The sequence below is a fragment of the Polaromonas aquatica genome (genome assembly GCF_050626995.1).
GTDB lineage: Bacteria > Pseudomonadota > Gammaproteobacteria > Burkholderiales > Burkholderiaceae_C > Polaromonas > Polaromonas aquatica_A.
The window spans coordinates 441,414-463,165 of record NZ_CP192467.1; the positions used below are offsets into that span (position 1 = coordinate 441,414).

At 61.3% G+C, this 21,752-nt stretch carries 19 protein-coding genes and 2 riboswitches; of the genes, 10 read left to right on the forward strand and 9 right to left on the reverse strand.

Annotation, left to right across the window (positions count from 1 at the left end; genetic code table 11):
* Window positions 1-2: 2 nt before the first annotated feature.
* The 4 genes from epsE to epsA all read right to left on the reverse strand — a co-directional run bounded on the left by epsE (window position 3) and on the right by epsA (window position 4,413).
* Window positions 3-896 carry a polysaccharide export protein EpsE gene (gene epsE, locus ACQ4MS_RS02150; protein WP_431097439.1) on the reverse strand — a complete coding sequence of 298 codons (894 nt, stop codon included), beginning with the start codon at window positions 894-896 and terminating at the stop codon, window positions 3-5.
* 95 nt (window positions 897-991) lie between these two features.
* On the reverse strand, window positions 992-2,191 hold the full coding sequence (gene epsL, locus ACQ4MS_RS02155; protein WP_431097440.1) for an XrtB/PEP-CTERM-associated polysaccharide biosynthesis outer membrane protein EpsL: 1,200 nt from the start codon (window positions 2,189-2,191) through the stop codon (window positions 992-994).
* 19 nt (window positions 2,192-2,210) lie between these two features.
* Window positions 2,211-3,638 carry an undecaprenyl-phosphate glucose phosphotransferase gene (locus tag ACQ4MS_RS02160; RefSeq protein WP_431097441.1) on the reverse strand — a complete coding sequence of 476 codons (1,428 nt, stop codon included), beginning with the start codon at window positions 3,636-3,638 and terminating at the stop codon, window positions 2,211-2,213.
* A complete protein-coding gene (gene epsA, locus ACQ4MS_RS02165; RefSeq protein ID WP_431097442.1) occupies window positions 3,631-4,413 on the reverse strand; it encodes an XrtB/PEP-CTERM-associated transcriptional regulator EpsA in 783 nt (260 codons plus the stop codon). Before epsA ends, ACQ4MS_RS02160 begins: the two co-directional genes overlap by 8 nt.
* Before the next feature lie 361 nt (window positions 4,414-4,774).
* Between epsA and ACQ4MS_RS02170 the strand changes: the two genes are divergently transcribed.
* From ACQ4MS_RS02170 to ACQ4MS_RS02215, 10 genes are all read left to right on the forward strand, one after another.
* Window positions 4,775-5,785 (forward strand): acyltransferase family protein, encoded by a 1,011-nt coding sequence (locus tag ACQ4MS_RS02170; RefSeq protein WP_431097443.1) that lies wholly within the window; start codon window positions 4,775-4,777, stop codon window positions 5,783-5,785.
* A 232-nt stretch (window positions 5,786-6,017) separates the two neighbouring features.
* Window positions 6,018-7,043 carry a D-erythronate dehydrogenase gene (denD, locus tag ACQ4MS_RS02175; RefSeq protein WP_431097444.1) on the forward strand — a complete coding sequence of 342 codons (1,026 nt, stop codon included), beginning with the start codon at window positions 6,018-6,020 and terminating at the stop codon, window positions 7,041-7,043.
* A 65-nt stretch (window positions 7,044-7,108) separates the two neighbouring features.
* Entirely contained in the window at window positions 7,109-8,080 is a 972-nt protein-coding gene (locus tag ACQ4MS_RS02180) for a TRAP transporter substrate-binding protein (protein ID WP_431097445.1), read from the forward strand.
* Between the two features lie 105 nt (window positions 8,081-8,185).
* Window positions 8,186-8,680, forward strand: a complete 495-nt coding sequence (locus tag ACQ4MS_RS02185) for a TRAP transporter small permease (RefSeq protein WP_431097446.1) — start codon at window positions 8,186-8,188, stop codon at window positions 8,678-8,680.
* The gene (locus tag ACQ4MS_RS02190; RefSeq protein ID WP_431097447.1) at window positions 8,677-9,954 is read left to right on the forward strand and encodes a TRAP transporter large permease; all 1,278 of its coding nucleotides are present in this window, start codon (window positions 8,677-8,679) and stop codon (window positions 9,952-9,954) included. The genes ACQ4MS_RS02185 and ACQ4MS_RS02190 overlap by 4 nt, the downstream gene beginning before the upstream one ends.
* Before the next feature lie 75 nt (window positions 9,955-10,029).
* Complete coding sequence (locus ACQ4MS_RS02195; protein ID WP_431097448.1) at window positions 10,030-10,587, forward strand: hypothetical protein; 558 nt, start codon at window positions 10,030-10,032, stop codon at window positions 10,585-10,587.
* Between the two features lie 28 nt (window positions 10,588-10,615).
* Window positions 10,616-10,729, forward strand: a riboswitch (glycine riboswitch).
* 21 nt (window positions 10,730-10,750) lie between these two features.
* Window positions 10,751-10,852, forward strand: a riboswitch (glycine riboswitch).
* A gap of 158 nt (window positions 10,853-11,010) precedes the next feature.
* Complete coding sequence (gcvT, locus tag ACQ4MS_RS02200; protein WP_431099515.1) at window positions 11,011-12,084, forward strand: glycine cleavage system aminomethyltransferase GcvT; 1,074 nt, start codon at window positions 11,011-11,013, stop codon at window positions 12,082-12,084.
* A gap of 38 nt (window positions 12,085-12,122) precedes the next feature.
* Window positions 12,123-12,488, forward strand: coding sequence for a glycine cleavage system protein GcvH (gene gcvH, locus ACQ4MS_RS02205; RefSeq protein WP_431097449.1), 366 nt, complete (start codon window positions 12,123-12,125; stop codon window positions 12,486-12,488).
* A gap of 63 nt (window positions 12,489-12,551) precedes the next feature.
* Window positions 12,552-15,446, forward strand: a complete 2,895-nt coding sequence (gene gcvP, locus ACQ4MS_RS02210) for an aminomethyl-transferring glycine dehydrogenase (protein WP_431097450.1) — start codon at window positions 12,552-12,554, stop codon at window positions 15,444-15,446.
* Window positions 15,447-15,700: 254 nt separating this feature from the next.
* Window positions 15,701-16,465 carry a sulfite exporter TauE/SafE family protein gene (locus ACQ4MS_RS02215; RefSeq protein WP_431097451.1) on the forward strand — a complete coding sequence of 255 codons (765 nt, stop codon included), beginning with the start codon at window positions 15,701-15,703 and terminating at the stop codon, window positions 16,463-16,465.
* 14 nt (window positions 16,466-16,479) lie between these two features.
* Here ACQ4MS_RS02215 and ACQ4MS_RS02220 read toward each other — a convergent pair whose 3' ends face one another.
* From ACQ4MS_RS02220 to ACQ4MS_RS02240, 5 genes are all read right to left on the reverse strand, one after another.
* Window positions 16,480-17,250, reverse strand: coding sequence for a transglutaminase domain-containing protein (locus tag ACQ4MS_RS02220; protein ID WP_431097453.1), 771 nt, complete (start codon window positions 17,248-17,250; stop codon window positions 16,480-16,482).
* 220 nt (window positions 17,251-17,470) lie between these two features.
* A complete protein-coding gene (locus ACQ4MS_RS02225; protein ID WP_431097454.1) occupies window positions 17,471-18,589 on the reverse strand; it encodes a mannitol dehydrogenase family protein in 1,119 nt (372 codons plus the stop codon).
* A 13-nt stretch (window positions 18,590-18,602) separates the two neighbouring features.
* On the reverse strand, window positions 18,603-19,613 hold the full coding sequence (locus tag ACQ4MS_RS02230; RefSeq protein WP_431097455.1) for a zinc-binding alcohol dehydrogenase family protein: 1,011 nt from the start codon (window positions 19,611-19,613) through the stop codon (window positions 18,603-18,605).
* Between the two features lie 114 nt (window positions 19,614-19,727).
* Complete coding sequence (locus ACQ4MS_RS02235) at window positions 19,728-20,672, reverse strand: ABC transporter substrate-binding protein (RefSeq protein WP_431097456.1); 945 nt, start codon at window positions 20,670-20,672, stop codon at window positions 19,728-19,730.
* Between the two features lie 69 nt (window positions 20,673-20,741).
* On the reverse strand, window positions 20,742-21,725 hold the full coding sequence (locus ACQ4MS_RS02240; protein WP_431097457.1) for an ABC transporter permease: 984 nt from the start codon (window positions 21,723-21,725) through the stop codon (window positions 20,742-20,744).
* Window positions 21,726-21,752: the final 27 nt, after the last annotated feature.

The following is a 21,752-nucleotide window of genomic DNA, read 5'->3' on the forward strand; positions in this document are numbered from 1 at the left end:
ATTTAAAAGAGGCTTTCACGAACGTAGAGCACGTCCTCGGGGCGAACCTGATCAGTCAGCCGCGGGGTTGTTTCAACAACTTTCCCGGAGGCATCACGGCGGTGCAACCGCAGGCGGTTTTCACTGCCGCGCACTGTCGGCCCGCCGCCTTGGGCAAGCGCCTGCATCACCGTCATGCCCCGTTCGATACGGTACGGCCCGGGGCGCTGTGCCTCGCCGTAGATATAGAAGACCGGTGCCTTGTTCACATACAGAGTGTCTCCACCCGCCAACACAATATCTTCCTCTGATTTTTCGTTCAGAAAAAGTGCCGGAATATCAATCACCTTGCGAAATGGCTTGCCATCACGCTGACCCGTCACGATCAGCACGTCATCACCCGTAGGCGTGACGCCGCCGGCTGCCGCAAGCATGTCACTGACGCGGGTGTTGAAGGTTTCGAGGGGGAAGCGGCCTGGACGGCTTACCTGCCCCAACACCGCGACCTGATTGCCCCGCACCTGCCGCAAGACGATATTGACCTGCGGCACCTTGACAAAACCGCCAGTGCGCAAAGCATCGGCAATCTTCTTCTCTGCCTCAGCGATCGTCAGTCCGCCAAGCTGAACACTCCCCACCAACGGATAGCTGATGACACCACTTTCAGATACCCGCGCGTCGACCGAGAGGTCCGGACTTTGATAAACCTGCACGCCAATCGAATCACCGGCACCCAGACGATAGTCCTGGTTGGTTGGCACAGCCGGGGCCCCTGCTACGGCCGACGCGACGGCCCCAACCGGGGCTGCTACCGCCTGCGGCTGGCCCGATGCTGCGGGCTGGGCGAACGCGGGAGTCGCCATCGCTAAAAACAAGGCCCATAAAACTATGGGAAGGTTAGGAATCATGAATTTCATCTGTTATCGCCTTTTCGGAAAGCAAATATCTGCCAAATACACCTCAGGCCGAGGCCTTAACGACGCCTAGGAGCGGGGGTGGGTGAAGGATTTCATCAAAAGCTCGCTAGCGCTGAAAGACCAACGGCATTGCTGCTGTAGTCAAAACCCGGCTCAGTGGACTTGCGCCTGTCACGCTGCACTGATGCGATTAACTTGAGGGCTCGCAGCGCCTGCCACTCAAGCGCCAGGGAAACGAGATTGGTGGTGTCGCGGCGCCCGGTTGCGGCAAAACCCGGCAAAGGCCCCTTGAAACTGCGTTCGCCGTGGTCGTAGCGCAGGCGCACGGCAGTTTTCTCGCTGGGCTTCCAGGTCGGCGCGACAAAGAAGCGGTAGCCCTGGTAATAGCTGGCTACGGATGTCTGATAGCTGCCCAGCTCACGCACCACGCCTCCGGCAAGGCTTGTCTTTGCCGTGATGGCCCAATTCGCGTCGAGCTGGCCGGTAAAACCTGAAAAATCCCGTGCGGCCAGTCCATCGTGTTCGCGGTCAAGGTGAGATACGCGCGCCCGCAGGGTGGTTTTTGCCGTCGGTGCCCAGTCCAACCTGAACTCATGTTCAGTATCGGTGAAGCTGCCCGCAAATGTCGGGGATGGCACCCTGCCTGGATAGTCGCCATCACCCCGCTTGTAGCGATAAGCCATAGAAGTAGCCGACGGGAAGACGTAACGGACACCACCTTCGGCGCCACGAATTCTTGAGTCACCTTCAAAGGTGAAAGGCTGGCTGCTGGTGCTGGTGCGCTCAAAAAGCCCACCGACCAGTCTCCACGCCCCATCGAGCTCGTATTCCGCGTCAAACACGGTCGAACGGTTGGTCCGGCGGTTGAGCTGCCCTGCGCCTTGCACGTCCGCCGTGTTATCCACGTACTCCCGCCGGTCGGTAGTCAGGTTGCCGTGCAGGGCCGGCGTAAAACTCCAGCGCCACGCAGCCGCGTAGTTCACCGCGGTGAAATCAAGATTGGAAAAGCGACTGTAATGGTGATCTTCGATTGCAGCGTCGAATTCAAATCTCTGAAGCCCCAAAGGCTTGTTTATCTTGAAACCTGCTGTCGTCACCGAAACTGTGTCCGCGCGGTCCGGTGTCCCTAACAGCGCCTGGGTATTCGCCGTATCCGACAACCGGAAGATGTTGCTGTCGTGCGTTACAGACTGCCCCGCTTTGAACTGAAGGGTATCAAGCTCGTCGGCATGTGTTGCCAAGGGGAACAGGCCCAGCAGCAGGAGCGGAATGGGAAGAAGATCGCGATGGGGCATCAGCTGTCCTTTTTTGTTTTTAGTAAGCCGCGCTGTCCTTGAAGACCAGGCGGATCGTTTTAAAAATGATGAAAAAATCCAGCTGCAGCGACCAGTTGCGCAGGTAATCCAGATCGCAATCGATTCGCGACTGCATCTTGTCGAGCGTGTCGGTTTCGCCGCGCTGCCCGTTGACCTGGGCCCACCCGGTGATGCCGGGCCTGACCTTGTGGCGAACCATATAACCCTTGATAAGCGAACGATACATTTCGTTATGCGCCACGGCGTGAGGACGCGGGCCGACAATGCTCATGCGCCCTTGCAACACATTGATAAATTGGGGCAATTCGTCCAGCGAGGTCTTGCGCAGGAACGCGCCCAAACGCGTAATCCGCATATCGTTCTTGCGAGCCTGCTGGATCGTTCCACCGTCTTCAGTCACAGCCATGGACCGGAACTTGTAGACCAGGATCTGTTCGCCATCCAGTCCGTAACGCCGCTGCTTGAAGATGATCGGACCGGGAGAGTCGAGCTTCACCATCAAGGCGATCACGGCCATGACCGGGAAGATCAACAACAGAATGAACAGCGACAGCACAATGTCGCTCGCCCGCTTCAGCACACCGTTGACACCGCGGAAAGGCGTGTCGCAAACCGAAATCACGGTGACCCCACAAACCGAGTCACTGCGCCCCTGAATCAGGTCGGTAATAAACATGTCGGGAACGAAGTAAATAGAGGCGGTGGTGTCTTTGAGCCCGTCAAGAACCTGCAATATGCGCGGCCGCGACGCCATAGGCAAAGATAAGTAAATGAACTGGATCCGATGTTGCTTCACGTATGCGGGGAGGTCATCAATTTTTCCCACCAGCTTGTATTCGCCCTGGGTTTCCCTGCGCTCTTCACCCCGATCGTCAAAGAAGCCCCGCAGATCAATGCCCGAGTAGGCAGACCCCGTGATGTGCCTGGCAAGGGAAACGCCCTGTTCGTTCATGCCGACGATCACCGCTCCGCGCGCAGGGCCCTGCAGTTTTAACAATTGAGGCGCGGCAGCCCGCAGCGCCAGGTGAGCACCCGCTTGAGCAACCGGAGCGACCCAAAGCCAGTGACCCAATACGGTCATGGAGAATTTATAGAAATACTCCGTCGCAAAACCCGTCAGCAACAGCAGGCCTGCAATCCAGAGCCAATGAAAAGCAATTTTCGATATCACTTTCCATACAGGCAAGCGCAATTGGGACGTTCCCGGAAATGTCAGTGAAAACACGATGACAGACAGGATCAGGTAAGCGGGACGTACCGACCCTTCGAAGTAAAACGCCAGCGCCCAGAGCGAGAACACCAGCACCAACGGGTCAAGCCCGGCTTCGACAGCGGTAAAAAGGTGGCTACGGCCCAGCCCCATGGACCGGGGTTCGCGCCGATTGAGCCAGGCGGATGCCGAATTGAGCTGGTTGACATCAGCCATGCAAGCTCACCCGCGTAATCCTGGAGACCGCCTGAGCGCGGTTAAATACATTGAGCTTCTGGAATATGCGTTGCATGTGATTTTTCACGGTGTACCCGCTGATATTCAAGATGGTTCCAATTTCAGAGTTGGTTTTCCCCATAGCCACCCACGCCATGATCTGGGCTTCCCGTTCGCTCAGACCGCACGTATCCTCAGGTATCTGGCGCTGGGCGGGTACGGATTGCTGCTGCGGCAGGGGCGCTATCTGCCTCAATACGTTGTCGATACATGGCATCAGCATCCGGATAGCCGTCTGTGCAGGCTCGACCGGAAATTCACCCGCACTCAGGAACGCGTACATGCAATCCTGGCGCGCCCTCTCGTCATACATTGCATGGACCAGCACGGAGTGCATACCGCCCAGAGTGCAATTAAAAGAGCCAGGCAGGCGTGTACTGCCCAGCAGATACTCAAACTGGCTGAACTTAAGCAGGCATGGCTGCCGCCCGCCGGCAACCCAATGGTCATGGAACCTGCCCAATAGAAACGGAACACCATCCGTACCATCACCGTAGGAACGCGCCCCTGGCAGTTCGGACAGGATGTCGTGCTGGATGATTCCCTCCTGAAAATCGCCCCAACCCGCCATGAGGATGTCATGAGGGAGGTAGCGCTGAACATCACCGCGTAGCCATTCGAGCAGATCGGAGTGCCGTGCAATGGCCGTGGCTTGCCCTATCAGCCCTGCATACGGCGTGGAATCTTCGCTGAAAAGCGGCGCTTGAAATTTCATGCCTGGAGATCACTTCCTGTGTTTGCGTGCCGGGGTCGTCTGTATGCGACACAACAGCAACGGCCCATAGAGAATCAAACAACTCGGGGAAAGTAGCAATGCCAAAGAAGGCACACTTGCTGTAGGAGTAAGACGACTCAGTGTAGGTTCGTCCGGTTTAATTCATAAGACACGGCATGCCCTGATTCGTTGCAACTAAGTAACAGCTGTGCAGTTCCTTTGGATAGCATCGCGAAACGATACGGCTTGCAACAGGTTGCTTTTTTTTGGTGCGCAATTGCCCCATCGATTGATTACGCTGTGCTCTCAATTTGTGCATGTGACGATGCGATGAACAAGAGCAGAAGAGGACCCAAGGCTGATGACCGGCAAGAAAATGAAGCGCAATTTGGGGGTGGATACGGTAAGGGGCATCGCATGCATCTTGCTGGTTCTTTTTCACGTCGTTGGAGACACGCCTGCAGTGGGCCTGAAAGTTCCGGAGGGACACTGGCTGCAGATGTTCAATGAAGTGCTTGCTTATGTACGCATGCCGCTCTTCTCTTTCCTCTCGGGCTATGTGTATGGATTCCGTCCCTACCAGGGAGATGCCCCGGAATTCATAAAAGGAAAAGTGCGTCGGCTGCTGCTGCCGCTCATCACGGTCGGGACCCTGTTTGCAGTAGTGCAGGCAGTTACGCCCGGCTCCAACTCATCGGTAAACGAATGGTGGTTGCTGCACATTGAGCCTGTGGGTCATTTCTGGTTTCTTGAGGCGCTTTTTATCGTTTTTCTGGTTGTCTTGTTACTGGAGCATTTCAAGGCGATCTCTACACCGACCGGGTTTGCACTTGCCTGGGCATTCAGCGCCGTGCTGTTCGATTACTTCAACCCACCCAACTACTTTGCCGCCCGTGGTGCTGTGTACCTTTTGCCATTTTTCCTGGCAGGGCTCGCCTGTAAACGATTTGACATCGAAACACCAAAAGCCCGGTTTTTCGCTGTGGCAGTGTTCATTTGTGCAGCCACCGCGGCCATGCTTTTTCCGCAGTATTCCGATCAAGGAAGCTCTATCGTCGCGCTGGCACTCGGTGTTTCAAGCGCTTTTCTTCTTTTGCGGAGCGGCTGGAGTTTTTCACCGCTTGCCTATATTGGCTCTTTTTCATTTGCGATTTACCTGCTGCATGTCTTTTTTACAGCCGCGAGCCGCATCATTTTCAGAGAACTGGGTATCACCGATACTTATGCCTTGATGACACTGGGACTCGCCGCCGGCATTGCCGGTCCGGTTGTATCCGCACTGCTCATCAGCCGGCACGCAGGCCTTAACTTGTGGCTCCTTGGCACGGTGTCGGGTAAACCCAAGACAGCTCCAAAGCCAGTAACGGCCTAATACCCGAGTTTGGACTGACCCGGCAGTCCACGCCGCGCTACGCCAGCCATCCATGATGGGTTCCGGCGTCCCAGCCGGCCACGCCCATAGCGAATTACGAAAGGCTCGGCTGTCGGGCCGTGCATTGTGCCGTGGCTGCCTCGTTCGAACTAAACTGCCTCACGTAGCGAAAGCAGCCGGAACGGTGCGAACGCACAAGCGGACAGTTCACAAAAAATGGAGAGACATGCCCATGGATATCGTCATTACCGGCGGCGCCGGGTTTCTAGGGGCGAGACTGGCACGGCAACTTCTGGATGCTGGACAGTTGGCGCTCGCGGGCGGCACACCGCAAACGATCCGGACGATAACGCTGATTGACAGGATGGCGCCCCCGGCAACGCTGACCGCAGACAATCGCATAAGAGCAATCACCGGCGACTTGAACGAGTTGCTGGAGGAGCGCCATCCAACGACGCCGGTGGTGACGGAGAAAAACACGCTGGTCTTTCACCTGGCAGCGGCCGTCAGCGGCGAATGCGAAGCGGATTTCGACCTTGGTATGCGCAGCAATGTCGACGCCACGCGCGCGCTTCTGCAGAGCTGCCGCACGCTGGGCAGCTCGCCCACCGTGGTGTTCGCCAGCTCGCTCGCGGTGTTCGGCAATTCACCCGCGCAGCCCTTGCCCCCGGTGATCAACGACAGGACGCTGCCGACGCCGCAGAACAGCTACGGCATCCAGAAGTTCATCGGGGAACAGCTGGTGGCCGACTACGCGCGCAAGGGTTTCATACGTGGGCGCAACGTACGGCTGATGACCGTCAGCGTGCGGCCCGGCAAGCCCAACGGCGCGGCCTCCAGCTTTTTAAGCGGCATGATCCGCGAGCCGCTGACGGGCCTGCGCGGCACCTGCCCTGTGCCGCGCGAAACGGCCGTGGCTTTGTCCTCCCCCGCGCGAACGATTGAAGGGTTGATACGCGCAGCCGAAGCCGGCGATGCCGAATGGGGCGCACGCACGGCGGTCAACCTGCCGGCATTAAAAACCACCGTGGGCGAGATGGCGGCGGCACTGGAGCGCGTGGCCGGCAAGGAGGCTATTCGCCTCATCGACTGGACGCCTGATCCGGCGATTGCCAACATCGTGACCAGTTGGCCGGCGGTCATCGACGCCGCCCGCGCCCGGGGCCTGGGACTCTTGCCCGACCCCGACTTTGACAGCATTATTGCGGCCTATTTAAACGAAAACCCGCGCACTGCGCCTGGGGCGGGGACGCAATAATAGGTGTGCACACGGCCGCATGCCGTAGTCGCGGATTTCTGAACAACGATTATTCTGGAGACACCATGAAAATTTCAAAACTGCTGGCCGGCATGGCCTTGGGCCTGGGTTTCATCGCTGCGTCGAGCGCGCAGACCACCATGCGGATCAGCATCTCCACGGCCCAGAACTCGCACCAGGGCGTTGCCATCGACACCTTCGCCAAGGAGGTCGAAAAACGCACGGCCGGTCGCTACAAGGTCCAGGCCTTCTACAACGGCGCACTGGGCGGCGAGCGCGAATCGATAGAGGCCGTGCAGCTGGGCACCCAGGAGCTGGCCTTTTCTTCCACCGGCCCGGTACCCAACTTCGTGCCAGAGACCAAAATCCTCGACGTGCCTTTCCTGTTTCGCGACAAGGCGCATGCACGCGCAGTGCTCGACGGCCCTATCGGTCAGAACTTGCTGACCAAGTTCGACGCCAAGGGCTTCAAGGCACTGGCCTGGGCTGAAAACGGGTTTCGCCATATGACCAACAGCAAGCGTGACGTGAAGGCGCCGGAGGACCTCAAGGGCCTGAAGATGCGCACCATGGAAAACCCGGTGCACATCGCGGCCTACAAGGGCCTGGGCATCATCACCACGCCGATGGCGTTTCCTGAGGTGTTCACCGCGCTGCAGCAGGGCACGGTCGACGGCCAGGAAAACCCGCTGTCCGTCATCATGTCCGCCAAGTTCGACCAGGTGCAAAAACACCTGTCGCTGACCGGTCACGTTTACTCGCCTTGCATTTTCTTGATGAACAAAGCGGCCTTCGACAAGCTCAGCGCCGCCGACAAGACGGCCTTCGTCGATGCGGCCAAGGAGGCCACCAAGGCCAACCGCGCGCGCGTCGACCAGGATGATGCGAATGGTGTGGCCGAGCTGCGTGGTAAAGGCATGACAGTGATCGAAAACGTCGACAAGGCGAAGTTCGTAGCCACGCTGGCACCCGTCAATGCCGAGTTCGAGAAGCAGTTCGGCAAGGCGAATATCGACGCGATCCGGAACTACAAGTAAGCAAGCCATCTGTAGTAGCTACACTTTTTATAGCTACTTGCGCCCGCAAACACTGGGCTTGCGGGCGTTTTCTTTGCAATTTCTCCTGGACCACCGGGATACGCCATGAAACAAGCCTTCCTCAAACTTGAACAATGGACCACCGGGTTCTCCATGGGGGTGGCCTGCCTGATGCTGGTCATCGCATCGGCGCTCGGCATGTTCCAGATCGTCACGCGCTTCATCCTTGAGCAGCCCGCCGAATGGACCGAAATCCTGATCCGCCTGAGCCTGATCTGGATGGTGTTCATGGGCATCCCCATGGCCTTCCGGCAGGGCGCCATGGTCAGCGTGGACGTGCTCTACCGCTGGAGCCCGCCGCGCATCCGGCGCGTGCTGGACTGGCTGGTTTGCCTGGCCGCCCTGGCGCTGATCGCCGTCATCGTGTGGTGGGGCTGGGACTATTCGCTGCGCGGCCAGGTGCAGTCGATGGCAGGACTGGAATCGGTCTCAATGTTCTGGGGCTATGTGGCCATGCCTGTGGGCGGCATGTTCTGCGTGATCGGCATCATCGGTAACCTGCTGGATCCCCAGCGCAACGAACTGGAGACGGCGCAATGACTGCAGTGATGATCTCCACCATGGTGCTGTGCTTTGCCCTCACCGTCTCGGTGGCTGTATCCATCGGGCTGGCCTCCATCTTCGGCATCCAGGCATCCAACGCCAACATGCTGATCTCCGTCAAGGAGATGTTTTCCTCGATCAACAAGTTTCCGCTGGCCGCGATCCCCTTCTTTATCCTGGCGGGCAACCTGATGGAAACCGGCGGCATTTCGCGCCGGCTGGTCGAATTCGCCAAAAGCATCGTGGGCGGCGTCCAGGGCGGCCTGCCCATGACCTGTGTGCTGACCTGCATGATCTTCGCGGCAGTGTCCGGATCGTCGGTGGCCACCACCTTTGCCATAGGCGCCATCCTGATACCGGCGCTCATCAAGCACGGCTACCCCACGGCTTACGCCGCGGCCCTGCAGGCCACCAGCGCAGAGCTGGGCGTGATTATCCCGCCGTCGATTCCCATGATTCTCTACGGCGTGAGCGCCGAGGTCTCGATCGGCGAACTTTTCATCGCCGGCTTCGGCCCAGGACTCCTGATCGGCTGCGCGCTGATGCTGTTCGTGCACCTGTACTGCCGCTGGAAGGGTTGGGGCAAACAGGACGGCGACGGTCGCCTGGGTTTCGGCAAGGCGATCTGGCAAGCCGGCTGGGCGCTGCTGATGCCGGTGATCATCCTGGGCGGCATTTACGGCGGAATTTTCACGCCAACGGAGGCCTCGGCAGTGGCGGTGTTCTACGCGCTGGTCGTCGGCATCGTGATCTACCGCGAGATCAAGCTCGCCGACCTCTACGTCATCCTGCGCAAGTCGGTGATTTCCAGCGCAGTGATCATGTTCATCATCGCCAACGCCGGGCTGTTCGCCTTCCTGATCACCCGCGCCGGCGTGCCGGACGCCATAGGCCGCTGGCTGGAGGCGGTGCTGCAATCACCTGCCCTCTTCCTGCTGGGTGTCAACGCGGCGCTGTTCATCATCGGGATGTTCATCGAGACCAGCGCCGCCATCATCGTGCTGGCGCCCATCCTGGCGCCGGTGGCGGTGCATTTCGGCATAGACCCGGTGCACTTCGGTCTGGTGATGGTGGTGAACCTCGCGCTCGGCATGATCACACCGCCTTTCGGCGTGAACCTGTTCGCGGCCTGCACCGTCGCCAGGATATCGCTGGACCGCATCGTCACCCACCTGATCCCTTTTGTACTGGTCATACTGGCCTGCCTGATGGTGATCACTTACGTACCGCAACTTTCGCTGGGCCTGCGCGACCTGGTCTACGCCAAATAGCTTTTTCCAGTCGGGGTTTCACGCCGTTGTCATCTGGACAGGTAATGCTCGGCATTAATTTCAGGATGAAATCCCATGCAGCTCCACAAAACCGACCGTGCCCGCGCCGAGCTCAAGCCCGGCGTGAGAACGCTAGGCCAGCGCGAGCGCACCCTGCTGTTGATGGCCGACGGCAGCAAGTCGGCCCAGGACTTCCGCCCGCTGTTTGACGGCGACGGCGAGGCCATCGCCCTGCGCCTTTTGCGCGATGGTTTTCTGGAAGCGCATCCGGGAAAAACGTCAGCGCCCGCATCGGCGCCAGCATCCAAACCCACGCCGGCCCAGTTGCAGAACTTCCCGAGCCCCGAAACGACGCAGGCCATCCAGGTTTCAGCCGACCAGTTTGAAGGAAAGCGCTCGCTGGCCACCACCCGCATGTTCCTGTTCGACATCTGCGAGCGCATGTTCGCCCGCCGCGACCCGGTGATGGCCGAACGCTTTCGCGAAGCGCTGCGCAATGCCAAGGATCGCGACACCATGCTGGCGGCCTCGCGCGAAATGATCGAAGAAATCGAAAAGATCGCGGGCCATGAACGCGCCGATTCCATCAGCGAGCGCATCGCCATGCTGCTGCCGCAGTACCAGGGGGCTTGAGCCGGGCTGACGGCGGCATCCGTTACACTCGACGGGGTCAGGAGAGAGTTTTCCCAGCGAAAACCGCCGAAGGCGCACGTACACCCCGGGGCAACCCTTTTTGGTGCACTGAACGCTCAGGCAAAAGGACTGGCAACCGCCCTGCGGCGCACCACGCGGCAAGGCGTTCCCTACTGGAGAGAGGCCGTTTTCAAGACGGTCCACCGAAGGAGCAAACCTGCATCGCCGGGTGAATCTCTCAGGTAAAGTGGACAGCAGGGGCAGCCCATGGTTTGGAACCTGTTCAGGTTCTCGGTCCATGAACCTGTTTGCCCCCCGGAGAATGCCTTGTCCGATTCGTCCACCTCTTCCGCTTCTTCTGCTGCCCCGGAAACCCTGCTGAAAACGCCGCTGCACGACCTGCATGTGGAACTCGGCGCGCGCATGGTGCCTTTCGCGGGCTATTCCATGCCGGTGCAATACCCTGCGGGCCTGATGGCCGAACACCACCACACGCGCCAGGCCGCCGGCCTCTTCGACGTGTCCCACATGGGCCAGTTGCGCCTGGTGGGCGCCGATGCCGCAGCGGCGCTCGAATCGCTGATTCCGGTCGACGTGATCGACCTGCCCGCCGGCAAGCAGCGCTACGGCCTGTTGCTCAATGACGAAGGCGGCGTCATCGACGACCTGATGTTCTTCAACCGCGACTACGCCAACGGCGGCGACCTCTTCGTCATCGTTAACGGCGCGTGCAAGGTGGGCGACATCGCACATATCCAGGGCAAAATCGGTTCGCGTTGCGACGTCATCCCCATGCCCGAGATGGCACTGCTGGCGTTGCAAGGCCCGCAGGCCGTCAACGCGCTGCAGCGCCTGGCCCCCGGTGTTGAAAAACTCGTGTTCATGACTGGCGGGCGCTTCAGCGTCGCCGGCTGCGACTGCTTTCTCACGCGCAGCGGCTACACCGGCGAAGACGGCTTTGAAATTTCCGTGCATGCGTCGCAGGCCGAGACGCTGGCGCGCGCCCTGCTGGCGCAGCCCGAGGTCAAGCCCATAGGCCTGGGCGCGCGCAACTCGCTGCGCCTGGAAGCCGGCCTCTGCCTCTACGGCAACGACATCGACACAACGACTACGCCGGTCGAAGCCAACCTCAACTGGGCCATGCAAAAAGTGCGGCGCACAGGCGGCGCGCGCGCCGGCGGTTTTCCGGGCGCGGACAAAATCCTGGCGCAACTGGCCGACCCCGCCGCGCTGGCCCGCAAACGTGTGGGCCTGGTGGCGCTGGAGCGCGTGCCCGTGCGCGACCACACCGAACTGCAAGCCGTCGACGGCACGGTGATCGGCGAAGTCACCAGCGGCTTGCTGGGTCCCACGATCAACCAACCGGTCGCCATGGGCTATGTGAAACCCGAATTCGCCGCCCTGGGCACGCGCGTCAACGCCATCGTGCGCGGCAAGCCCGTGCCCATGGAAGTCGCGGCCATGCCTTTTGTCCCTAACCGTTACTTCCGCGGCTGAACCCTGCCGTCCCCACCCCTTAACCCCTGGAGATTCTCATGACTGTCAAATACACCGAAGACCACGAATGGCTCAAGATTGAAGGCGACGTGGCCACCGTCGGCATCACCGTGCATGCGCAAGATGCGTTGGGCGACGTGGTGTTTGTGGACTTGCCCGCCGTGGGCACGACCTTCGCGCAGAAGGAAACCGCCGGTGTCGTCGAGTCGGTGAAAGCCGCCGCCGACGTCTACATGCCGGTAAGCGGCGAAGTGACCGCCATCAATGAAGCCCTGAAGGACGACCCGTCCCTGGCCAACAGCGACCCCATGGGTGCCGGCTGGTTCTTCAAGATCAAGCTGTCTGACCCTTCGCAGCTCAACGCGCTGATGGACGAGACCCGCTACACGGCTTTCTCGGCCTGATTTTTTTCCGATTTTTTTTCTGTTTTCTGACTCCTGGCTGCCAAGCCTGACACGGGACCCGACATGTTGATGCAAACCGCCAAGCCCTTGGGCGACCTTGAAAACCCTTCCGAATTCATCGCGCGCCACATCGGCATTGACGAGACCGACGAAGTCCACATGCTCGGCGTCGTGGGCTCGGCCTCGCGCCGCGAGCTGGTAGAAGGCATCGTTCCGCGCTCGATCGCGCGCAGCACGCCCATGGCCATCCCGGCCCCGGTCACGGAAGCCGCCGCGCTGAAGCAGCTCAAGGCCATCGCGGCCAAGAACCAGGTGTTCAAGAACTTCATCGGCCAGGGCTACTACGGCACCTGCACGCCGGGCGTGATCCTGCGCAATATCCTCGAGAACCCCGCCTGGTACACGGCCTACACGCCCTACCAGGCCGAGATTTCGCAGGGCCGCATGGAGGCGCTGATCAACTTCCAGACCATGGTCTGCGACCTGACCGGCATGCCGATCGCCAATGCCTCCATGCTCGACGAAGCCACCGCCGCCGCCGAAGCCATGACCCTGGCCAAGCGCAGCGTGAAAAGCAAAAGCAACGTCTTCATCGTGGCGGGCGACTGCCATCCTCAGACTATCGAAGTGATCCAGACCCGCGCCAAACCGCTGGGCATTGAAGTCAAGGTCAGCACGGCCTCGGCCACCCTGCCCCTGCTCATGGCCGAGGGCGACTACTTCGGCGTGCTGGCCCAGTACCCGGCCACCACCGGCAGCATCCACGACCTGCGCCCGCTCGCGGGCCAGGCCCACGTCGACGGTGCGGCCCTGTGCGTCGCGGCCGACCTGCTGGCGCTCACGCTGCTGGCCCCGCCCGGCGAATGGGACGCCGACATCGTGCTGGGCAACACCCAGCGCTTCGGCATGCCCATGGGCAATGGCGGGCCGCACGCGGCCTACCTCGCCTGCCGCGACGAGTTCAAGCGCTCGCTGCCGGGCCGCCTGGTCGGCGTCAGCGTTGACAGCCACGGCAACCCGACCTACCGCCTCGCGCTGCAGACACGCGAGCAGCACATACGCCGCGAAAAAGCCACCTCCAACATCTGCACCGCGCAGGTGCTGCCGGCCGTCATCGCCAGCATGTACGCGGTCTACCACGGCCCGCAAGGCCTCAAGCGCATCGCCGAACGCGTGGCGGCCTACACGGCCGTCTTTGTGCGCGGCCTTCAGGAACTCGGCTATGAGATCACCAACACCGGTGCTTTTGATTCCGTCACGGTGAAAACCGGGGATGCTACCAATTTGATAGCTGAACGCGCCCGTTCGGCAGGGGCTAACCTGCGATTTCGCCTGAATAATCATCTGGGCGTGTCGCTGGACGAAACCACCAGCCGCAAGGACATCGAACTGCTCTGGTCCTTCTTCGCCAAGCCCGGCCAGACGGTGCCGGTGGTCAGCGCCTTCGAAAAGGGCGTGGAGTCGCTGATTCCCGCCGACCTGCGCCGCACCACGGCTTTCCTCACGCACCCGGTGTTCAACACCCACCATTCAGAAACCGGCATGCTGCGCTACATCCGCATGCTCAGCGACAAGGACCTGGCACTGGACCGCAGCATGATCCCGCTGGGCAGTTGCACCATGAAACTCAACGCGACCAGCGAGATGATCCCCATCACCTGGCCCGAATTCGCCAACATCCACCCGTTTGCGCCCGCCGAGCAACTGCAGGGCTATGCCGAACTCGACAAGCAGCTACGCGACTGGCTGTGCCAGGCCACCGGTTATGCGGGCATCAGCCTGCAGCCCAACGCCGGCTCGCAAGGTGAGTACGCCGGCCTGCTGGTCATCAAGGCCTTCCACGAAGCCAAAGGCCAGGGCCACCGCAATATTTGCCTGATCCCTTCCTCGGCCCACGGCACCAACCCGGCCAGCGCGCAGATGGTCGGCATGACCGTTGTCGTGACCGCCTGCGACGCGCAGGGCAACGTCGACATGACCGACCTCAAGGCCAAGTGCGAAAAGCACAGCGCCAACCTGGCCTGCGTGATGATCACCTACCCCAGCACGCACGGCGTGTTTGAAACGCAGGTCAAGGAACTTTGCGCGATGGTGCACAGCCACGGCGGCCGCGTCTACGTGGACGGCGCCAACATGAACGCACTGGTGGGCGTGGCCGCGCCGGGCGAGTTTGGCGGCGACGTCAGTCACCTGAACCTGCACAAGACTTTCTGCATTCCGCACGGCGGCGGCGGCCCGGGCGTGGGCCCGGTGTGTGTGGTGGCCGACCTGGTGCCTTACCTGCCCGGCCATGCCACGGCAGGTATTCCTGTCAATGGCGTGGGTGCGGTTTCTGCGGCACCCTTGGGCAATGCGGCTGTTTTGCCTATCAGCTGGATGTACTGCCGCATGATGGGCCCCGAGGGTCTGACACAAGCCACCGAAGTTGCCATCCTGAGTGCCAACTACATCAGCTCCCGCCTGAAGGACCACTACCCGACGCTCTACGCCAGCGAAAACGGCCATGTGGCCCACGAGTGCATTCTCGATTTGCGCCCGCTCAAGGAAACCAGCGGCGTCAGCGCCGAGGACGTGGCCAAGCGCCTGATGGATTACGGTTTCCATGCACCCACGCTGAGCTTTCCAGTGCCGGGCACGCTGATGGTCGAACCCACCGAAAGCGAGACCCTGGCCGAGTTGGACCGTTTCATCGACGCGATGATTGCCATACGCGACGAGATCCGCAAGATCGAAGCCGGCGAGTGGCCGCAGGACAACAACCCGCTCAAGCACGCCCCGCACACCGCGGCCAGCCTGCTGGGCGCCGACTGGGACAGGCCTTACTCGCGCGAGACCGGCGCCTTCCCACTGGCTTCGCTCAAGCTGGTGAAATACTGGCCGCCCGTGGGCCGGGTCGACAACGTCTACGGCGACCGCAACCTGTTCTGCAGCTGCGTGCCGGTGAGCGACTACGCCTAGGACCTGTCAACACTGTGTTTGCAAGATGCGTTGCGAGTCAAAAAGGCCTTGAGCAAGGCGCAAAACGCAGGCGAGGTAGGCCTCCGTCAAGGCTTTGCAACGCCGCGCAAGGCCTTTGTGATCGCAACCCGGAGGGAATGGGGTGAAAACAGCCCCACTCCGCGTTGCGCTCCTAGCGCAGACGCCCGGTCTGGGCGTCGTCGCGCGCCTTGATTGGTGCTGTTTTCACCCCATTCGCATTTGCAAACACAGTGTTGGCAGGTCCTGACGCTCAAATCGTCCTGATCATCGCCGGCGCCGTTGCCGCGGGCTTTGTACAGGGCCTCACAGGTTTTGGTTTCGGCCTGGTGGCCATGTCCTTCTGGGCGTGGTCGATTGACCCACGGCTGGCGGCGGCGATGGCGGTGTTTGGCGCCCTGGTGGGCCAGATCATTGCAGCCGTCACCATGCGGCGCGGCTTTCATCTGAAGACACTCGCACCTTTTGTTGTCGGCGGCCTGCTGGGCTTGCCGCTCGGACTGCTGCTGTTGCCCCGGCTGGACGTGATCGTGTTCAAGGCGTTTCTGGGCACGCTGCTGGTGATCTGGTGCCCTGTCATGTTGCTCAGCGCACAACTGCCACGCATCACGCGCGCAGGCCCCATCGCCGATGGCCTGATAGGCGCAGCAGGCGGGGTGATGGGCGGCCTGGGCGGATTCACCGGCGTGCTGCCCACGCTGTGGTGCACACTGCGAGGCATGGACAAAGACGCCCAACGCGCCATCGTGCAAAACTTCAACCTGTCCATGCTGCTGGTCACCTTCGGCAGCTACCTCGCCACCGGCATCATCACCACCGCTACCTTGCCCTATCTCGCCATCGTCGCACCAGCGCTGCTGATTCCTTCCCTGTTAGGCGCGCGGCTGTACATCGGCATCAGCGAGGCAACTTTCCGCAAGCTGGTGCTGGGTTTGCTGACATGTACCGGAGTAGCCCTGCTGGCCTCTTCGGTGCCGGAATTATTGGGACGGATGGGGTAGAGGCGAAGTGCATTTCAATAGAAACGGGAGCCAGCCCTTAGCTCGCGGATGGCCTGCATCATGGTCGGCGCCAGCATATTCCATTGCAACGCCCGCAGCGATCGGCGGTAACGCATCCCATTGGCCCGCAGCGACGCCGCGACCAGTTCCAGGGGGTCACTCACCACGCAGAGAAGCCGCGTGAGCATGGGGTCCTGGTCGGTAGGCACACCGCCGAGAAAGGCGTCGTTCTTTCCATCCCACAGAAGCTGGGCATTGATGTGGATGCCCCAGCCGCATGCCCAGCCGTTCGCTTTCAGGCGTTCGAGGGCGGCAGCCACGTATTCGGCATCAAAAATATAGGTATCGGTGCGTACCCAATGGCCCAGCCAGAACTCTGCCAGCGGGCGCGCCGCCGGCGTGGCCCTCGGGATCAGGCCGCGCAGCATCTCGCCGCGCATCTCCATGTAGCGCAACCGCGCCGGGATGCCGACGGAGCGCATCAGTGCGATCAGCAAGGTCGCCTTGTCGTCGCCGTCACCTCCACGCGCCTCGAGCACGTCGCGGGCCGTCGGGTAGTGCAGCTTGATCCGCTTGGTATAAGGCATGCGCTTGACGAAGCGATAGACGGCCAGGGCCTTGTCCCGGTCAGTACGGCACAGCTGTACCAACGCGCGGGCCTTCAAGCGCAGCTTGGAGTCGTCCAGGTCCAGCAGGGGCGTTGAGCCTAGCCAGTCCTGCGGCCGGTCACTGACTCTTTTAGGCAGCCGGCGGGGCGAATCGAGTTGTAGTGCAAGTGCCACCATGGAACCACCAACGGAGTGAATGGTTCACGCATCGTAACTCCGGAGGCGCAGTTGTGGCGAATTTTGGCCCCACATTCGGGCGCGGAGGAACTGGCCCCCAATTCTTCTGCAGAAGCAGGCAGTAGGGTTTACAGCGTTGAATGCTGCACTGCAGCATGCATTCAAAAGCCGCTGACCATCACCTCAACCTTCTCCCAGAGGGGGAAGAAGCAACAACATCTCAGGCTAACGCATTGCGCAGCTGGGTCTGTGCGATGGGCAGTCGCAGCGCCACAGCGCGCTCCACCACGGGTGCCAGGCGGCGCAGCTTCTTCTGCGCGTGGTCCTTGGCGATATCAGCCAGGCGGTGTTCCAGAAACGGGTTGAGCAGACGATCGCGCAATTCCACCAGATAGGCGCGGGCCTCGGCGCCTGCGCCCTCGGCGTCAAATACCGGCAGCACCTCGTCGGCCCATGCGGCCTCCAGTGCGGTGCGCAGCGCCGGGGTGTGCATGGCCTGCACCACGGTCATGTCCGCAGCACCGCCCTGCAGCTGCCAGCGTTCGGCCAATACCGTGTGCCCCAGGTTCAGCAGCCAGAGCTTGCGTTGCTCGAAGGGGGCCAGTGCATCCGTCACCACCATGGCCGGGTGGCTGCAAGGAAGCACCATGCCCGGCTGGCGTTCGATAGCCCACAACGCATAGGGCTCGGCCACCGCGCCGGCAGGTTCCAGCGGAGATGACACGATGCGGTCCACCAGTGAATTGACCCACACGCAGTGCTCCCGCACATAACGAAGGAAGGCAGGCGTAGCGCCCCAGCTTTGCGCCAGTGTGGATACCAGGTCGCGCAGTGTGTCGCCGTTGCGGCTGACCAGTTCGCAGGGGTACAGCGTCAGGGACGCCTCCGGCTGCTGCTGCCAGCGGTGGTGCAGAAGCGCCACCAGCTTGGCAGGGTAGCTGCGCGGCGTCGTCGTCGGGTTATCCAGCAGCGCCGCGGTGTCGGCGTCGTCCAGCACATAGCCCATGTCCGCGGTGTTGGAGATGATGACCTGCACGGTGGTGGCCATAGCATCGCGCAATTGTGTCCAGTCGCGGCGGGCATGCCAGACGGCCTGTACTGCGTTCACGTGCACAGTTTCCTCGATACGCTGGCCATGTTGCATGCCGCGCAATTCGACGCGGTAGCCATGTGCCAATGCCGCGGCGCGTGCACTGCTCTGCGGGCTGTCTGTGCTTTGCACGACGGTAATGCCGCCCAGTGCCTGGCCTTGGGCCAGGGCTAGGGCCTCGGACACAAACAGGTCTGCATGCGCCTGCAGAAAGCGCCCGGTGCCGAACTGGAGGATGGGCGTGCTCACGTGGAGGCTCCTGTCAGCATTCGATCAGCGCCTTGACCACGCCCTGCGTGGGGTCCAGCAGGGTTGCGAACTGGGCTGGTACGTCGGCCAGGGCCATGCGATGGGTGTTGAGTGCCGCGGTGGGGATTTTGCCGCCCCGCATCGCCTCAAGCACCGTTTCGAAGTCTTCCATGGTGGCATTGCGGCTACCCAGCAGCGTCGCCTCGCGTTTGTGAAACTCCGGATCGGCGAAGGTAATGTTGTCCAGCACGATCGACACCAGCACATACTTGCCGCCATGGGCAATGAACTGGAAGCCGCGCTCCATGGCCTTTGCATTGCCCGTGGCGTCAAAAACGACATCGTAAAAATCGCCACCGGTCAGCGCGCGCAGCTCGTCCAGGTCGCCGCTACCTATCACAACACCCGCGTGCGCACCCAGGTGTTGCCTGCAGAACTCCACCCGCTCCTTTCGCGTGTCCAGGGCTGTGACCTGACCACCACGCAGCCCGGCGAACAGCAAGGCGGCCATGCCGATGGGGCCCGTCCCCACCACCAGTACGCGTTGGCCTGGCTGCACGTCGGCACGGCGTACGGCGTGGGCACCAATCGCCAGAAATTCCAGCATGGCGGCCTGGTCCAGTGAAACACCGTCTGCCCTGCGCACAAACTGCGCAGGTACGTTGAGATACTCGGTGAAGGCGCCGTCGCGGTGCACGCCCAGCACCTGGATGTTGACGCAGCAGTTGGTCTTGCCCTGACGGCAGGCTACACACCGGCCGCACGACAGGTAGGGCATGACAAAGACGGCGTCGCCGGGCTGAAGGGAGCTGTCCGCTGGCGCTTCCTCGACGGTACCCGCGATCTCGTGGCCCATGACACGTGGATAGGCCAGGAAGGGTTGTTTGCCGGTGAAGATGTGCAGATCGGTGCCGCATACCCCCACGCGGCGGATGCGCAGCAGCACATCGCCTTCATTGCGGATGGGCATGACCCCTTCGACCATGCGCAGCACGCCGGGGGTTTCGCAAATGACTGTCAGCATAGATATCCTTGAGTGGAGCGGTTAGTCCACGCGGGGAAGGAGTTTTAAATCCGCGGTGTGCATAGGCCCCTCCTCCGGCAACTGGTGCCGGAGGGTCCTTGGGGTCGGAGCGATTTAGTAGAGAACGTTTTTGGCAGCGGGCGTGTCGATGTTTTTCTTGGTCACCATCAACACACCGGTATCACGGAAGGCCGGAACTTTCTTGCCTCCCACGATTTCCGCCACGGTCTTCACGCCCAGGTTGCCCATCTCGAAGGCGCTTTGCACGGCAATCGCCTCGATGGTGCCGTCTTTCACGAAGCCTTGCAGGTCGGAGTTGCCGTCAAAGCCAATGGCGACCACTTTGCCGGCTTTGCCCGACTGAACCAGTGCGCGGCCCATGCCGATGGCGGTGGGTTCGTTGGCGCCGAAGATGCCCTTGAGGTCGGGATTGGCAGCCAGCACGTCGGTGGTCTGGTTCAGGGCGGTACCCATCTGCGAGTTGGAGTAGAAGGGGCCTACGATCTGCAGCTTGGAATGCTTCTTGATGTAGTCGGTGAAACCTCCCACGCGGCCGATTTCCGAGCCCGAGCCCGCGGTGTAAGACATGATGGCGATCTTGCCGGTGGTACCGATCTTGTCGATCAGCGTCTTGGCGGACATTTCCCCGGCAGCCTTGTTGTCGGTGGCCAGGAAGGATTGGTAATAAGCCTTGCCGGAATCCGATGCGGCGGAGTCAATCAGCACCACAGGAATCTTGGCTTCCCAGGCCTTTTTGATGGCGGGGATCAGGGCATCCGGATCCGAAGGGGCCAGCACGATGCCGGCGACTTTGCGGTTCACGGCGTTTTCCACCAGGGCCACCTGTCCGGCCAGGTCGGTGTCGGATGCCGCGCCCTGGAAGGTGGCGGTGTAGCCCTTGAGACCGCCCACGGCAGCGTTGGCGCCTTTCTTCACGTTTTGCCAGAAGTCCGAATTGGCGGTCTTCACGATGACGGCAATTTCCTTGTCGGCGGCCATAGCCATTGACGACGCAGCCACCAGGGCGGCTGCGATCAGGGTGTGGACAAATTTTTTCATTTCTTTCCTCATGGGTGAGTGGTGGTAGAGGTTGTCTCTCGAAGTCCCGGTAAGCCCTGCCGGTAGGGATCACTTGCGATGGCGCATCTGGTCGATCCATACGGCCAGCAGGATGACGACGCCGATCAGAATTTGTTGGGTGAAAGCGGACACGCCGCTCATGTTCAAACCGTTGCGCAGGATGCCAATCACGAACGCGCCAATGATGGTGCCCGACACCGTGCCCACGCCGCCCGTGAGCGAGGTGCCGCCTATCACCGCGGCGGCAATGGCATCCAGTTCGTACATCAGGCCCTCACTGGGCTGGGCCGTGACCAGGCGGGACATCAGCACGCAGCCGGTCAGCCCGGCCAGCAGACCGGAAAGCACATAGGCAAACAACGTCACGCCGTTGACGTTCACGCCCGAGAGCCGGGCAGCTTCCAGGTTGGAGCCAATGGCATAGAGATGGCGCCCCAGCGTGGCACGGTTCAGCAGGATGGAGACGGCCAGCGCCAGCACGACCATGAGCACCACGGGATAGGGGATGCCGACGAACACCACATCGGGGAAGCCGTCCGCACCGATATTGACGATGCGGAACAAGGATCCGTTGCCCAGTTCCGCAAAGCTGTCGCCCAGGCCGCTGATGGCGCGGGCATCGGTCAGCTGCAGGGCCACGCCGCGCGCCACCAGCATCATGCCCAGGGTGGCAATAAAGGGCGGCAGTTTGAGCACCGTCACGCACAGGCCGTTGATCAGCCCGCACAGGGCACCGACCAGCAGGCCGGCAAACATGCCCAGCGGCACGGGCGCGCCCGCCTTGACCAGCATGGCTGCCACAACGCCGGCCAGTGCCAGGATGGCGCCTACCGAGAGGTCAATACCGCCCGTGATGATCACGCAGGTCGCTGCGATGCCCAGGTAGGCAATGGACGTCACCTGGAGCGCCACGGTCATGCCATTGCCCACGCTGAAAAAGGCGTTGCTGGTGAATGAGAAGATGGCGATGAGTCCCAGCAGGCTGGCCAGCGCGGCAAATTTTTGGAACAGGTCTTGTTGGTGTTCGGTCATGGTTGGTTCGGGGAAAGGATCCTGGAG